Source organism: Neomicrococcus aestuarii, assembly GCF_014201135.1.
In the GTDB taxonomy this organism is placed as follows: domain Bacteria; phylum Actinomycetota; class Actinomycetes; order Actinomycetales; family Micrococcaceae; genus Neomicrococcus; species Neomicrococcus aestuarii.
This window is the reverse complement of sequence record NZ_JACHDR010000001.1, coordinates 2,462,079-2,476,378: the sequence shown is the minus strand read 5'-3', so window position 1 is coordinate 2,476,378 and position 14,300 is coordinate 2,462,079. Positions and strand designations below refer to the sequence as shown.

The window sequence follows — 14,300 nt, the reverse complement described above, 5'->3', positions numbered from 1 at the left end:
GCGCAAATCATGGCTGCGGGGCCGATCATAAAGCAGCGGGCACCGCGGCTACCGAGGTACGCGGCAGAAGATGCTTGCGCGCTTCATCCATCATCATTTCGTAGTGACCAATATGAGCGCCACCAGAGTTTTTCTCGAATACCCGAGCGAACGCTGCCAGCCATCGGCCGTTCGTCGCGACAGGTTGGGTGTAGGTTTCCGCATCCATGATCGTATGAGAACCACTGTGAGACCACGCAATCAACGCATCGTGGAATGCGCGTTCATTGATCGAGAGGTCCTCTCCGAGTTCGTAGAGATTCCCCTTACCACCAAGAGTCGTGAAGTAACTCTCAAGGATTCGCCGAAGCACGTTAGGGAGCCACGGCATACTTCCTTCGGGTCGGACCTCAGCGGCGGCCACCTCGTCCCATAGCTCTTGGTACGCCGTTCGAATTGGGTTCCTCTGCCCACAGTCCTCTACTTGATTGGGGTCCGGCGAGAATTTCCTGATGCGATAGAACTTTACCGCGGGCGACAGCTCACCTTGATGTTCATAGCAGACTTCATTATGGAAACGGCTGTTATGCGTGAGCAGGATCATCTGGCTTACACGGGAATGCGCGTCACTCCTGACCTCTTTGACTAACCTCCGAGTCAGCGCCGAGACCACAAACATGATGTCGCCGTCGAGGCTTGAAATGGGATCATCTATGACAGCGGTTATCCTCTCTGTCTCGCCGTCTTGGCGGACGCCGGACAGTGAGTGGTAGAAGTAGAGGAACGTGATGAAGGTTCGTTCACCCTCACTTAGGGTCTGAATATCAGCGGGTTGCCCGTTGTCGCGAATGATCCGATAACCATCTGACTTGCTCAATGCCACCTCAAGTCTAAAACTGTGGAACTGGCTCAGCGCGAGCAAATCGTTGATCTCTTGTATTGTCCGGGCACTTGAGGTTGTTCCCTTCCTCAAGTCACGCAACTCGTGCTCAACTCCGGCAAGTCGCTCCCGCTGCTTACTCATGGCGTCTTTGACGCCATCAATTGACTTCTTTTTCCGCTCGCTTTTCTGATTGAATCCTTCAATGAGGTCGTTCAGGTGCCCACGCGCAAACTCTTGCCACGCTGCGTCAACAATGATGCTGCGTTGCTCGCGACGATCCGCAACGATCGCGTTTGTCGTCTTGACCATTTCGTTTGCTGAAGAAATAAGTTTTTCGAGTAAGTCATAGTCAGTTTTTATCGTGTTAGTCATGATCTTCTCGGATGACTTGACCACCTTCTGCTGGATGGCCTTCCCGACACCATCTATGGCGAGTTCCAATGCGCGGAATACTTGGGCAGGATCCTCTATGGGAACCAGCGCCTTGAGTCGATCAAGGTGAGTAGTCTTGTATTCCTTCAGCTCCAAAGCCGCGTTGCTCAGGGTCATCTGAAATTCAAGAACCTCATCACGTTTATCTTGGTATGTAGCGTCAAAGATGCTCGCGAGTTCTTCCGCCAAATCCTTCGGTACCGACCGTTGACAGAACGGACAGAGTTTCTCTGCGTTTTCCCCCTTGTGGAGGTGCTCCAATCCTTCTCGCACCCAGTCCGAGTTGGAAAGACGTTCAACTAGATCAGCGAGCGGCACATCCGCGCTACCCACAATCGGGGTCATCAGCACCGCCTGAACTGCCGCTTCGTCCCATTCGGGCTTCGGCGCGGGTGGCAGGAGCGAGGACTCCAAGATCGTCTCATCAAACGCAGTCTTCGCTTTGGCTTCAAGGGTGACGAAGGTGTCCGTTCCGCGTTCTGGATGGGTCTGCGCAGCCGCGAGAACCTTGTCCAAGCACCCCTCTTTGCTACCTTTGATGCCTGGCATCTTGTCCTTGAGCGCCACCGGAATGACAGCACGGCGTTCCCATGCTGTCTGAGCAAGAGCGGAGCGTTCGGCATTAAGCTGATTAAGAAACCTGTCGAGCGTCTCCTGTTGTTGTGCAAGCTTATTGTTGATCTTCTTCTGCTCGTCTTCTAGCGCGCCAATGCGCTGGAAGGTCTCGCGGCTGTCGTCACCCAACAAGAAGACCCCAGGCTCTTCACCGTCAGCGCTGGTAAAGGAAGCGCGAACATAACTTCGGTTATAGACCTTGACGCTGTTCGAATGCTGTTGCCAGCTGACAGAAGAGCTGCTGACGGGGTCGTACGAAGCCAGGTACTGACTGATCGTGGTCTTGCCGGAGCCGTTGGGACCGAAAATATAGTTGATTTGGCTGAGTCCTGGGAGCATTGCTTCTGCCCCAAAGCAAGGGAGCCCTGCCAGTCTGACTTCGGTGATCACGGTGTCCTCCTCGACTCCGATCAGTAGTCTTACACTAATTCTGAATAGTTATTCCGTCCAGCAAGTTGTCATTGGACGCGGATCTTTAAAATCCCAGCTTCCTACACGTTGAAGCGGAATTCGACCGCGTTTCGCCGCTTACGACCATCTGACGTAAATACTCACCGCCATCTTGGCACTCGCCAGATCCACCGAATCTAGAAATCCAGACCGAGGTCGATGCTAATCCATCGCTTGATCTCACGATTGATCGAAGCATCAATATCGAAGATGTCAAACTCCTTGTACAGACGGTGGACCACGTCTGAGGGGACCCGCGGCAAACGTTTCTCCTTTAAGAGCAACGTTCGCTTACCTCGGCCCATTAGATAGCCGAGTTCCAGCGACACATTAGGGTTGAAGTCGCGCTGCTCGATGTCCTCAAACACCGCGATGCCGTACTGACAGCCGGTTAAGTACACCTCGATATTGGACCACAGCTCCCCGGTATAGTCCCTGTCGTCAGCTCGCACAGCAGTCATCCCCAACTCTGCGAGTGCGGCCTTAACCGAATCGTAGATCTGGTTCATCTGTAAAGTGTCGGCGAAGCGCATCATGACGAAAACATTGCGGCTCGGCTCTGGGTGGTCTTCTAGAAAGCGGCGGAGGTCGCTTTCAAGGTGTCGAACATGGCTGATATCACCGAGCTTGCCGAGCGTATTCATGGTCTCCATTTCGTGTGCGTGCTCTGCCGCGACTCGCCGCACGACGCCAGACTGCTGCGGGCTGCCGGGGAGCGGCAACGAAACCACCGCCGCAACTGGCCAACCCTGTTGGTTCTGGAGTAGGTCGGCCATAGCTGAGAGCGGATAACGGTCGTTCGGGCGGTCCAGCCATCTGACCTGCGGCATACCTGTGGCCGGACTAATCCCAACCAAGATTTGCGAATTGTCTCGTACGGCAATGAACGAGAACTGTCGATAAAACGGGGAGGCATGAGGTGGCAGCCCGCGAGAAGCCAATTCGTCCTTCAAAGCGTCGCCGAACTCATCGACGACTGCTCGGCAGATCTCCTGTTCCGGTTCCGGTAGCTCGTTTCCGCCCATGAATGCGCCCGGCCAGTTCAACCCCATGGTGATTCCTTTCGTACGAGAGCATGTCTATTTGGATCTTAGCCGCGGCCGCCGACAACGACAGATGCGCGCGGACGCGCGGAAGGCATATCTGGACCTGCTGCCAGACGTTATATCGGAACGCTCGACCCCTTTGGCCGCAGGAACCCAAGCATCAAAGCCCCTGATCAGACTGATTTCCTACACGTTAAATCTAAACTCCACCACGTCGCCGCAGATACCAACCTCACGGACAACCGGCATATCGCTCACTCCTCGACTGCACGACGACCGACCGAGCTCTGGAAACGGATCAGGTAGCCATCGGGATCGATCACGAGGAATTGCCTTACGCCTGCCTCTTCTCCGTCGCTCACGCGGTACCACTTCGTCTCCGGTTGCATGAACAACGACCAGGATGCATCAGCGAGCGCTGAGAGGATCGGCGCAAGATCCGGCACTCTGATCTGGAAGTTGATCCCCCGACCGAACGGCCGCTCAAACTCGTCCGTCAGCCAGTTGCGGCCAACTCCGCGCTGCTCAAGCATGACGTGCGCAAGCCCGCGCGTAACGTACGCGAACCCCTCAGCTGGACGGTCGTACAGGATCTTAAAGCCGCAGAGACCGCACCAGAACTCAAGGCTCTCCGCGACGTCTGTGACGAGCAGTTCGGGAACGAGATCGGGTTCGAAGTCAGAAGCAACCATCAAGCCATCCTCTCAGCCTATGTGGTGGCAGATTCGGATCCGGCGATAGGGCGCGATGCCCATCGCCGAGAGGTTGAACCGGAACGCGACTAGACGTTGAATCGAAACTCCACCACGTCGCCGTCGCGCATGACGTATTCCTTGCCTTCCATGCGTGCTTTACCGGCGGAGCGAGCGTTCGCCACGGATCCGGCTTCCACGAGGTCGTCGAAAGAGATCACTTCGGCCTTGATAAAGCCGCGCTGGAAGTCGGTGTGAATGACGCCGGCAGCCTGTGGTGCCGTCCAGCCCTTCTTGATGGTCCAGGCGCGCGTTTCCTTGGGGCCGGCGGTCAGGTAGGACTGCAATCCCAGGGTGTCGTAGCCAACGCGAGCCAGCTTTTCGAGGCCGGATTCGTCGTAGCCAGCGTCGGCCAGCATTTCGGCTGCTTCATCTTCTTCAAGCTCGGCAAGCTCCGATTCGAACTGCGCATCCAAGAAGATTGCTTCAGCTGGCGCCACCATGGCGGACAGTTTCGAGCGAAGTTCTTCGTTCGCAAGCCCAGCCTCATCCATGTTGAACACGTAGATGAACGGTTTGGACGTCATGAGCTGCAAGGAGGCGATGTCCGCCAGATCCAGCTTGGCTTCAGCGGCGCCCGCGTAGAGGGTCTTGCCCGCTTCCAGAACGGTCTGGGCCAGTTTCACGTTCTCGATGAAGGAAGCTTCGATCTTCTTTGCGCGAAGTTCCTTCTCCAAACGTGGGAGCTGGTTTTCGATGGTCTGAAGGTCTGCGAGGATCAGTTCGGTGGCGATGGTTTCGATGTCCGATTCCGGATCGACCTTGCCATCCACGTGCACCACGTCGCTGTCTTCGAACGCGCGGGTCACCTGGCAAATTGCGTCGGCTTCACGAATGTTGGCGAGGAACTTGTTGCCAAGGCCTTCACCTTCGGAGGCGCCTTTGACGATGCCGGCGATGTCAACGAAGGACACGGTTGCGGGAAGAATGCGCTCCGAACCGAAGATGCCAGCAAGCACCTTGAGGCGGCTATCCGGAAGCGGAACCACACCCACGTTCGGCTCGATCGTCGCGAACGGATAGTTCGCCGCAAGCACTTGGGCGCGCGTCAGCGCGTTGAAGAGGGTCGATTTACCAACGTTGGGGAGTCCCACGATTCCAATAGTCAAAGCCACGGGAGGTAATTCTACCCGTGTAACGGAGAGTTGCGGTTCTAAGTGTCATACCTCGCTGGCACAGTGGAGGGCATGAACGATTTCACGTGGCTTTTTGTACTCTGCGCTTTGCTCGCGGGCGCGCTGATTGGCGGGTTGGCGGTGGCGGTGTATTCGCGTCGTGCGTACGGTCCGCAGTTGGATGAGTTGCGTCACGGTGTGTTCGTTGAGCAGCAGAAGGTGAGTGATTTGCAGGCGTTGAATGCGGGGTACGACGCCGAAGCTCGCCTCTTGCGCGAACGCTGCAGTGAGTACGAATTGCGTGAGGAGAAGGCCGCGGAACGGCAGTTGCAGGATCAGTCCGTGTTGCGCGCGCTTGCGCCGGTGGCTGAGCAGTTGCATCGGGTTCAGCAGCAGGTGGGGCAATTGGAACGAGACCGTTCAACCCAGTTTGGTCAGCTGAGCGAACAGTTGACGCGGGCGGCGTTGCAGGATGCCGAGATCCTCAAGAGCACCACGCAACTCACGGGTGCTCTCAAAGCTGGCCAGGTCCGTGGCACGTGGGGCGAAGTGCAACTCAAGCGCATTGTTGAGGCCGCTGGCATGTTGCCGCATGTTGATTTCAAAGAGCAGGTTGTCACTGATCAGGGCCAACGTCCTGACCTTGTGGTGACTCTGCCGGGTGGTAAGTCGATCATCGTGGATTCCAAGGTCCCGCTTGATTCGTACATGCGTGCCCAAGATCTGGATCCGCATGCGTCGGTCGAAGAATTGGAGCATTACCAAAAGCTCCTTGCGCAGCATGCCAAGGCGCTTCGCAATCACGTGGACACGTTGGGTTCCAAGGCCTATTGGAACGCCTTGCCGGGAAGCCCCGAAATGGTGGTGTGCTTCTTGCCGGCCGAGTCCTTCTTGGCGGAGGCTTTGCGCCAGGACGCTACCCTGCTGGAGCACGCGTTTTCGAAGTCGGTGATTCTGGCCTCTCCTGCGTCGCTGTTGGCCATTTTGAAGGGTCTTGCGGTGGCGTGGCGACAAGAGCTTTTAACGGAGAACGCTCGCGAACTATTCGAGCAAACTCAGGTTCTCTACGAGCGACTAGGAACTATGGGCACGCACGTGAGCCAGCTGGGACGTTCGCTCAAGTCCAGCGTGGAAAAGTACAACTCCTTCGTGGGCGCATTGGAGTCCCGCGTCCTGCCGTCCGTGCGACGTATTCGAGACCTAGATCCAGGGCTGGGCGCGGAGTCTTCCACGTCCGCGGAAGAACGCCGAGCCCTGCTGAATGTCTCAGCCCTCGAGAATGCGCCGCGGCCTTTGACCGCCACGGAGCTCATAGAGGAGCGACACCTCAGTGACAACGCTTCACAACCACAGCGAGAATCTCGAAACGATCTCTCTGAGTCCGCCTAGTTGCCACATTCAGCATTGTTGTGAATGTCGATAGAAGCTTCACTACTTAGAGCTGTGGCCCGTCAAAGCTGAGCTTTGACGGGCCACAGGTCTATAAGTAACAAATGGGCGGGGTGGAGATTAGCTACCCTTTGCCGGGCGGGAGCCGCGGCCGCCGAGGGAACGGGATTCATCGCCGCGCTCCTTGAGGGTGGCACGAAGTTCCTTCGGCAGCGAGAACAAGATGTCCTCTTCCGCCGTCACAACCTCGGAGACATCCGCGTAGCCGTAGTCGGCCAAGAGTCGAATGACGTCCTGAACCAAGATCTCTGGGACAGAGGCACCAGAGGTCACGCCAACGGTTCCCACGCCGGTGAACCAGTTCTCGTCCACTTGGTGCGCGTAGTCAACGCGGTACGCTGCCTTCGCACCGTATTCGAGGGCTACCTCAACCAGTCGCACAGAGTTCGACGAGTTGGCGGATCCCACCACGATCACCAGATCGGCCTGCGGAGCAATCTTCTTGATGGCCGCCTGACGGTTGCTGGTGGCGTAGCAAATGTCATCGCTGGGCGGATCCTGAAGGTTCGGGAAACGCTCGCGGAGGATCTGGACAATCTCCATGGTCTCGTCAACTGACAACGTGGTCTGAGAGAGCCAGATCAGCTTGTCCGGGTTCTTCACCTCAATGGTGCGAGCCTCTTCCGGGTTGTTCACAATGGTGGTGCTCTCCGGAGCCTCACCATAAGTGCCTTCAACCTCTTCGTGCCCTTCGTGACCAATGAGAAGTATCTCGTTGTCATTCTTGGCGAAGCGGACGGCTTCGCGGTGCACCTTGGTCACGAGCGGGCACGTGGCGTCGATGGTTCGAAGTCCGCGATCTTCAGCGGACTGCACTACTGCCGGGCTCACGCCGTGCGCGGAGAAGATGACGAGTTCGCCCTCTGGCACCTCGTCCGTTTCCTCAACAAAGATTGCTCCGCGCTCTTCGAGCGTGGAAACCACATGCTTGTTGTGCACAATCTGCTTGCGCACATAGACGGGAGCTCCGTAGTGCTCAAGCGCCTTCTCGACAGCGATCACGGCACGATCTACACCGGCGCAATAACCACGAGGGGCGGCCAGCAACACTCGCTTCTCCCCCGCTACGGGAGCGGCAGCTTCGATCTCGGCGCGGCTCTTGCGTTTGCGTGGCATCGCCGGCAGTGGCAAAGAGACAGGAGTGGAGGTTGTTGTGGTCATAGGTTCAAGTTTACCGGTGATCCACCGGCTGGCTGCGAGCCCTTGAGAGAAGGATCATGATGACTAACACCACGGCACCCACGCCCATGGTCACGAGCCCTGCACTCCATAACCACTCAGCGCGCTGATCGATGTGCACAGAGAGGCCCGCCAACAGCCGATCTCGCACTAATGAGGCCAACGGGTCAAGCTCCCCACCAAGACCCAATGCTTCTCCCCCGGATCGAGCGTTCGCCGCCACGGATCCTACAAAACGAGACAACAACATCAGCGCGGCCGCGCCCGTCAACAGTGCAATAGCCCGCCCACGTCCACGAGCGACCACCACTCCTGCGAGCCCCAGCACACCAGCGCCAACGAAGAACCACAGCCAGCTTCTAGACACCGCTAGCCACTGAGCCATGGTGCGCGGCGAAACCACGGTGGGATCAGGAAGATTGAGAGGAATCTCTACTCGCGCTCCGTTGCGAAGACCATCGAGTAGCCCTTGTAGTCCTACGGGACTGAGAACTTCGTCGAGTTTTTGGAGACCCAGTGCTGCGAACGGCTGAGCCTGCAGCACCATGGTGGGCCCCTCAGTGTCGGTCGCCCCGAAATTCGGTGGCGCAATGGCAATTTCCCCGCTGGTGACCATGTCCAGTCGGGTGACGTAGTCGGTCCGGGTGAGATCGATGGACTCATACCAAGCCTGTTTAAGGTCAGCGTCCTGCAGTGCGGTACTGATGGCAGTATCCATTCCGTTGCGCAATGACTCGCTCAAGAAGTCTGGGATGAGATCAAGAAGCTCGTCGTCATTGCCAAGAGCCGCCCCGATGATGCGGTCAGGAAGCATGTCCAGGATGCTTCGATCCTCCGCGAGCGGTCCCACTATTTCTCGCGCCGGTTCCGGAGTGTCCGCCAGCGCTTGCGCGTAGTGAAACATCACACCGGCAGCCGTACACAGCGCCGCCAGTGCACACAACAATGCGCCAACTAGGTTCCTCATAACCGCTTTCCCCTCATTCGTCTTAGCGACGGCTCATATCCACACTTGCACTCAAATGGTCCGCCCGGGAGTGTGACTCACTGATACAAATAAGAAGTGACCGAATTTCCCACTGAACCACCTAGCGCGTCCATTCCCGAAAGAGCCGGGGACACCACGCCTGAATCGCCGTGGCCGCTGCGAGTTCTGTCGGAGAATCTCAAACGATACTTTGAGCGCGCTCCTGAGGCGTGGATCGAAGGTCAGCTGATTGAAGCGAACATTCGTGGCGGGCACGCGTACCTGACCATGCGAGATCTCGACGTCGAGTACTCCTTGAGTCTGACGGTGTGGAGCTCGGTCCTGCGCGGTCTTGACGCCAAGCCCGAGGTCGGCTCCCGAGTGGTCGCCAGGGTCAAGCCAAGCTTCTGGCTCAAGAACGGCCGTCTCAGCATGAACGCACTCGACCTCAAGCCGGTGGGAATCGGCGATTTGATGGTGCGCCTTGAAAAGCTCCGCCAAGCCCTCTTTGACGAAGGACTCTTCGCCCCGGAGCGAAAGAAGAAGCTCCCCTTCTTGCCGCAACGCATTGGACTGATCACGGGCCGGGACTCGGACGCTGAAAAGGACGTTCTGCGTAACGCCGCACTGAGGTGGCCTGGCGTCACCTTCGAAGTCCGTCACACGGCAGTTCAAGGCGTCAACGCTGTCTCCCAAGTCATCGCGGCACTCAAAGAGCTGGACGCCCACCCAGATGTTGACGTGATTGTGATTGCCCGCGGCGGCGGTTCGTTCGAGGATCTTTTTCCGTTCAGCGATGAACAGCTTGTCCGAGCCGTGTCTGCCGCGAACACGCCAGTGGTTAGCGCTATCGGCCACGAGGCTGACCGCCCTATTTTGGACGATGTGGCGGACCTGCGCGCGTCGACGCCAACGGATGCCGCCAAACGGATCGTTCCCGATTTCCTGGAAGAGACTTCCAGAATCAATCACGCTCGGGACCGTATGGAGCTAGCGCTCACCCGATTCCTTGAACGTGAAGCTCGAAGCCTCGAGAGCCTCCGCACCCGCCCTGTCATGGCGGCCCCCGAAGGAATGGTCAACGTTCGCCGCGAGGACCTCGAGCGACTCACCGCCCGTTCGTACTCGGCAGTGACCCATAGGTTGCGCCGGGACACGGATGCCATCACGCACTTGCGTACCCAAGTCCGCGCGTTGTCGCCCCAAAAGACTTTGGACCGCGGCTACTCCGTGGTCCAGCGAGCAGAGGATCTGAGCATCGTCCGCCACCCCGAAGATGCACCATCAGGAGCATCACTACTCATCCGCCTCGCCGGCGGAAAGATCACTGCCGTCAGTGAAGGAGAACCACCTCATGGCAACTAATGCTTCTGAAGCATCGAATACACACCCAGACATCGCCTCGTTGAGCTACGAACAAGCTCGCGAGGAGCTCGTAGCTGTTGTCTCCCAGCTGGAGGCCGGCGGGACCAGCCTTGAGCAATCATTGGCTCTGTGGGAGCGCGGCGAAGCGCTTGCTCAGCGCTGTGAAGCATGGCTTGCTGGCGCTCAGGAGCGTATTGATCGCGCTCGCCAAGCAAACAGCGACGCTGAGGACTCCGAAAGCTAATAGCTGACGGAGGCATCAACGCCGCTGTTTAGGTCAGAACTCCTCTGTGGCAGTGACAACTCCCCTGTGACACTAAGAAGGCTGACACTGAGAAGGCCGCTGTATACGCGAGAAAGTTGCAGTCACGATCTAGCTAGCTAGCTGCGAGCCGCTTCTTTTCTTCTTCCACGTCAAAGTCAGCTGGCGGCCACGTGGGATTGATGTCCTTGAGCGCGTTGATCATCAGGCGCTGGACCGCCGCCCGGGCGTACCACTTCTTGTTCGCAGGAACTACATACCACGGGGCGTCGTTGAGGTCCGTCTGACGGATCGCGATTTGGTAGGCCTCTTGGAACTGATCCCACAAAGCGCGGTCTTCAAGGTCGCCTGGGTTGTATTTCCAGTACTTGTCCGGGCGTTCCAGTCGCTCCAACAAGCGTGCTCCCTGCTCCTCTTTAGAGATGTGCAGCATCACCTTGATCACGCGCGTGCCTTCGGCAACCAGACCTCGTTCGAAATCCTTGATGGCCGCGTAGCGGCGCGTGATCTCCTCGCTCGGCGAAAGGGACTTCACGCGGTGCACCAGCACGTCCTCGTAATGCGAGCGGTCGAAGACACCAATGATTCCGGCACCGGGAAGCTGCTTCTCGATGCGCCACAAGAAATCGTGGCTCTTCTCTTCGTCCGTCGGCGCTTTGAACGCGTGATGCTCAATGCCCTGCGGATCCACTGCACCCACCACGTGGCGGACAATTCCGCCCTTACCGGCGGTGTCCATGGCCTGAAGAATCAGCAACACACGCTCAGGCGCGCCCTCGCGGGATGATGCAAACAGCCGCTCTTGAAGTTCGGAAAGCTCGGTTGCCTCTGCTGCGAGAACGGCTTGGCCATCGGCCTTTTTCCCGTTGAAGCCCGGCGTCGAGTTGGGATCAATCGCGGACAGGTCCACGGATCGTCCCCCTCGAAGGAGTGCCTGTGGGTCTTCAACAAAGCCGATTTTCTTAGCCATCGTTAGTCCGTTCCGTAGCGCTGTCGGTAATTTTCCAAAAATTCTGCAATACGGTGCAGGGCCTCATCAAGCATGTCTACGCTTGGGAGTGTCACGAGTCGGAAGTGATCCGAGCTCTTCCAGTTGAAGCCCGTGCCCTGAGTGATCAGGATCTTTTGCTCTTGCAACAGCTCGAGTGCGAACTGCTGATCATCCTCAATCGGGTAGATCTCTGGATCAAGCTTCGGGAACAAGTACATGGCGCCGCGGGCCTGTTGCACGGAAACACCTGGCATGTCATTGAGTAGTTTGTACGCGATGTTGCGCTGTTCCAAGAGCCGACCGCCCGGGAGGATCAAGTCATTGATGGACTGGTAACCGCCCAACGCCGTCTGGATGGCGTGCTGCGCGGGCACGTTGGCGCACAAACGCATGTTCGTGAGCATGTTGATGCCCTCGATGTAGCTCTTGGCATGGAATTTCGGACCGGAAATGGCCATCCATCCGGAACGGAAGCCACAGACTCGGTACGCTTTTGACAAACCGGAGAACGTTAACGTGAGCACATCGTCGCTCAAAGCTGCAACGTTGTAGTGGACCGCGTCGTCGTACAGGATTTTTTCGTAAATCTCATCCGCAAACACAATGAGCTTGTGGCGGAACGCAATGTCCAGCATGCCCTCAAGAATGTGCTTGGGGTACACAGCGCCCGTGGGGTTGTTCGGGTTGATGATCACCATGCCCTTGGTGCGCTCCGTCACGAGGGACTCAAGCTCTTCAAGGTCTGGCAGCCAGCCCTCTTCTTCCACGCACGTGTAGTGCACCGGGCTACCGCCAGCCAGAGAGACCGAAGCTGTCCACAACGGGTAATCCGGTGAGGGGATGAGCACTTCGTCGCCGTTGTTGAGCAACGCGTTCAGGCTCAACGTGATGAGCTCGGAGACGCCGTTGCCCAGGTAGACGTCGTCGACGCCGATGGTTTGGATGCCGCGCGTTTGGTAGTACTGGGAGACGGCGGTGCGGGCGGAGAGAATTCCGCGCGAATCGGAGTAGCCCTGCGCTTGTGGCAGGTTACGGATCATGTCCACCAAGATCGCGTCCGGCGCCTCGAAACCAAACGGCGCGGGGTTGCCGATGTTCAGCTTGAGGATCGAGTGACCCTCCGCTTCCATGCGCTGCGCTTGCTCCAAGAGCGGCCCGCGAATGTCATAGAGAACATTCGAGAGCTTGTCTGATTTTTGGTACCGGCCGGCGTTACTCATTCGACTATTCTCTACCTTCTTGTGTGTCACTACTGATCTGCCGTTACTAGACCTTGCGCCGTCAACCATTCGCGGGCCGCTTCTTGCGCTGACACCGCACCATCACCTGTGGTGGCGCGCGTCAGTTCTGCCATGGTGTTTTCGGTAATTTTCTCTGAGACACGGTTGGCGATGGATTCAATATCCGTCTCTTGCAAGTCCTCGGAGAGGAACGGCGTGACCTTTTGCTCGGGAAAAAGATTGCGCGGGTCTTCCAGAATCACCAGGCCGTTGTCATACAAGGAGGGGTCGGTTTCCGGAACCACGGCCAGCTGGATTTGATCGGTGAGTAACGCGGAGAGCAGTTGCCGGCGAGAGTCCAAAGAATTCACGGTGGACACCCGGCACGAATAGGTGCTCTCTAGGCTCTTTTTGAACGCTTCGGCAACCTTCAACGATTCGCTCACCGCTGCGCTGAGACCTTCACATTGCGGTCCCGCGTATTCGAGCGAGGTCACGGCGGTCTCTTGTGACTTCGCTGCTGTCATGACTACCACTTGGCGATCGCTCGCGTTCGTGGTGTTGAGCGCGAGGTCGGAAACGGTGTCGGTGGGAGCGGTTGCGGAGGCTGAGCTGGAACTTTGAGGCGCTAAGAGGTTGCCGGACTCGTCGAGGACGGGGATGAGGGCAAGCGTGTTTCCGGTGCTTTGCACGGCCTTCGCGGCGGCTTCCGGGGTGCTGGCCGCTGCCGATTCGGCGGGCACGGTGACGGTGTGGCCGGCATCGCGCAGGGCTTCGGCATAGAGCTCGGCCATGGCTTGCGGCACCATCGACGTCGCGGACACCACGCTGACGGAGAGCGCCTCGGACGGTGACGGGGTGGGCTGGCTGGAGGTTCCAGTACACCCGCTGACAGCTAGTACGACGGCGCAGCTCGCCACAGTGCCCCGCAAGAGTGCCGCGCGGCTTGAGCGAGTCATGTGGCTCCGTCCAGGGGTGAGGGAAAGCATGCGAAGCACGCACTGTTAAAGATCCACCCTAGTAGGATCGGTGCACGTTGGCCGCGATTGGCGTGGACGTATGGTGCAATATTGTTATGAGTTCCTCCGATGCAGCGCCGGTTCAACCCGCTCCACTCGATGCCGTAGATCAAAAGATCCTCACCGAGCTGATTGCCGATTCCCGTTTGAGTAACGCGGCTCTGGCACAGCGAGTCGGCGTTGCGCCGTCCACCGCACTCTTGCGTACGCGACAGCTTCAAGAGCGCGGCGTTATCGAGGGTTTCACGACGCGCTTGTCACTTTCCACGATTGGACGCACGGTTCAGGCGCTCATTGCCGTCAAACTGCGTGTGCACGATCGCGAGCAGATTGACGCCTTCACCACCAAGATCCCCCAGCTTTCCGGTGTCTTGTCCATGTTCCACGTCTCCGGTGTCACGGATTACCTCATTCACGTGGCCGTAGCGAGCACGGATGACTTGCGTGACTGGGTGCTCGATAACCTCGCGACCGACGACGCCGTGGCCCACACCGAAACCACTCTGGTCTTTGTCCAGCACATGGGGCAGTCTTCCCCGCTCGAGTAGATGAGAGTGCCGCCGCAACGGCTCTCAT

Annotated in this window: 13 protein-coding genes; 4 read left to right on the top strand and 9 right to left on the bottom strand. The window is 58.0% G+C overall.

The genetic code is table 11. The features are described 5' to 3' along the window. Positions 1-25 precede the first annotated feature (25 nt). From HD598_RS11415 to ychF, 4 genes are all read right to left on the bottom strand, one after another. On the bottom strand, positions 26-2,299 hold the full coding sequence (locus tag HD598_RS11415; protein WP_183665987.1) for an AAA family ATPase: 2,274 nt from the start codon (positions 2,297-2,299) through the stop codon (positions 26-28). Positions 2,300-2,496: 197 nt separating this feature from the next. Further along, positions 2,497-3,411, bottom strand: coding sequence for a hypothetical protein (locus tag HD598_RS11410; RefSeq protein WP_183665985.1), 915 nt, complete (start codon positions 3,409-3,411; stop codon positions 2,497-2,499). Positions 3,412-3,659: 248 nt separating this feature from the next. Next, positions 3,660-4,097, bottom strand: a complete 438-nt coding sequence (locus HD598_RS11405; RefSeq protein ID WP_183665983.1) for a bleomycin resistance protein — start codon at positions 4,095-4,097, stop codon at positions 3,660-3,662. Between the two features lie 89 nt (positions 4,098-4,186). Then, a complete protein-coding gene (gene ychF, locus HD598_RS11400; RefSeq protein WP_183665981.1) occupies positions 4,187-5,272 on the bottom strand; it encodes a redox-regulated ATPase YchF in 1,086 nt (361 codons plus the stop codon). 72 nt (positions 5,273-5,344) lie between these two features. Between ychF and rmuC the strand changes: the two genes are divergently transcribed. Continuing rightward, positions 5,345-6,661, top strand: a complete 1,317-nt coding sequence (gene rmuC / locus HD598_RS11395; RefSeq protein WP_183665979.1) for a DNA recombination protein RmuC — start codon at positions 5,345-5,347, stop codon at positions 6,659-6,661. Between the two features lie 120 nt (positions 6,662-6,781). Here the strand turns inward: rmuC and HD598_RS11390 are convergent, their stop codons facing one another. Both HD598_RS11390 and HD598_RS11385 read right to left on the bottom strand, forming a co-directional pair. After that, positions 6,782-7,882: a 4-hydroxy-3-methylbut-2-enyl diphosphate reductase gene (locus HD598_RS11390; RefSeq protein WP_183665977.1), complete on the bottom strand. Its 1,101-nt coding sequence runs from the start codon at positions 7,880-7,882 to the stop codon at positions 6,782-6,784. Positions 7,883-7,892: 10 nt separating this feature from the next. Continuing rightward, on the bottom strand, positions 7,893-8,867 hold the full coding sequence (locus HD598_RS11385; RefSeq protein ID WP_183665975.1) for a hypothetical protein: 975 nt from the start codon (positions 8,865-8,867) through the stop codon (positions 7,893-7,895). Between the two features lie 96 nt (positions 8,868-8,963). Between HD598_RS11385 and xseA the strand changes: the two genes are divergently transcribed. Next, the gene (gene xseA, locus HD598_RS11380) at positions 8,964-10,232 is read left to right on the top strand and encodes an exodeoxyribonuclease VII large subunit (protein ID WP_183665973.1); all 1,269 of its coding nucleotides are present in this window, start codon (positions 8,964-8,966) and stop codon (positions 10,230-10,232) included. Then, the gene (locus HD598_RS11375; RefSeq protein ID WP_183665971.1) at positions 10,222-10,476 is read left to right on the top strand and encodes an exodeoxyribonuclease VII small subunit; all 255 of its coding nucleotides are present in this window, start codon (positions 10,222-10,224) and stop codon (positions 10,474-10,476) included. The genes xseA and HD598_RS11375 overlap by 11 nt, the downstream gene beginning before the upstream one ends. A gap of 133 nt (positions 10,477-10,609) precedes the next feature. Here the strand turns inward: HD598_RS11375 and HD598_RS11370 are convergent, their stop codons facing one another. Genes HD598_RS11370 through HD598_RS11360 form a run of 3 tightly spaced genes read right to left on the bottom strand, consistent with a single transcriptional unit; the run spans position 10,610 to position 13,664 of the window. Beyond that, positions 10,610-11,464, bottom strand: a complete 855-nt coding sequence (locus tag HD598_RS11370) for a PPK2 family polyphosphate kinase (RefSeq protein WP_183665969.1) — start codon at positions 11,462-11,464, stop codon at positions 10,610-10,612. A 2-nt stretch (positions 11,465-11,466) separates the two neighbouring features. Beyond that, the gene (locus HD598_RS11365) at positions 11,467-12,705 is read right to left on the bottom strand and encodes a pyridoxal phosphate-dependent aminotransferase (RefSeq protein WP_071895024.1); all 1,239 of its coding nucleotides are present in this window, start codon (positions 12,703-12,705) and stop codon (positions 11,467-11,469) included. Positions 12,706-12,734: 29 nt separating this feature from the next. Then, on the bottom strand, positions 12,735-13,664 hold the full coding sequence (locus HD598_RS11360; protein ID WP_183665967.1) for a glycine betaine ABC transporter substrate-binding protein: 930 nt from the start codon (positions 13,662-13,664) through the stop codon (positions 12,735-12,737). A 116-nt stretch (positions 13,665-13,780) separates the two neighbouring features. Here HD598_RS11360 and HD598_RS11355 point away from each other — a divergent pair, with 116 nt between their 5' ends. Beyond that, positions 13,781-14,272: an Lrp/AsnC family transcriptional regulator gene (locus HD598_RS11355; RefSeq protein ID WP_183665965.1), complete on the top strand. Its 492-nt coding sequence runs from the start codon at positions 13,781-13,783 to the stop codon at positions 14,270-14,272. Positions 14,273-14,300: the final 28 nt, after the last annotated feature.

Excerpts from the sequence above, each read along its gene's own strand:
- HD598_RS11410 (WP_183665985.1), bottom strand. The coding sequence starts at position 3,411 with ATGGGGTTGAACTGGCCGGGCGCATTCATGGGCGGAAACGAGCTACCG.
- HD598_RS11405 (WP_183665983.1), bottom strand. The coding sequence starts at position 4,097 with ATGGTTGCTTCTGACTTCGAACCCGATCTCGTTCCCGAACTGCTCGTC.
- rmuC (WP_183665979.1), top strand. The coding sequence starts at position 5,345 with ATGAACGATTTCACGTGGCTTTTTGTACTCTGCGCTTTGCTCGCGGGC.
- HD598_RS11390 (WP_183665977.1), bottom strand. The coding sequence starts at position 7,882 with ATGACCACAACAACCTCCACTCCTGTCTCTTTGCCACTGCCGGCGATG.
- HD598_RS11385 (WP_183665975.1), bottom strand. The coding sequence starts at position 8,867 with ATGAGGAACCTAGTTGGCGCATTGTTGTGTGCACTGGCGGCGCTGTGT.
- HD598_RS11375 (WP_183665971.1), top strand. The coding sequence starts at position 10,222 with ATGGCAACTAATGCTTCTGAAGCATCGAATACACACCCAGACATCGCC.
- HD598_RS11370 (WP_183665969.1), bottom strand. The coding sequence starts at position 11,464 with ATGGCTAAGAAAATCGGCTTTGTTGAAGACCCACAGGCACTCCTTCGA.
- HD598_RS11365 (WP_071895024.1), bottom strand. The coding sequence starts at position 12,705 with ATGAGTAACGCCGGCCGGTACCAAAAATCAGACAAGCTCTCGAATGTT.
- HD598_RS11360 (WP_183665967.1), bottom strand. The coding sequence starts at position 13,664 with ATGACTCGCTCAAGCCGCGCGGCACTCTTGCGGGGCACTGTGGCGAGC.
- HD598_RS11355 (WP_183665965.1), top strand. The coding sequence starts at position 13,781 with ATGAGTTCCTCCGATGCAGCGCCGGTTCAACCCGCTCCACTCGATGCC.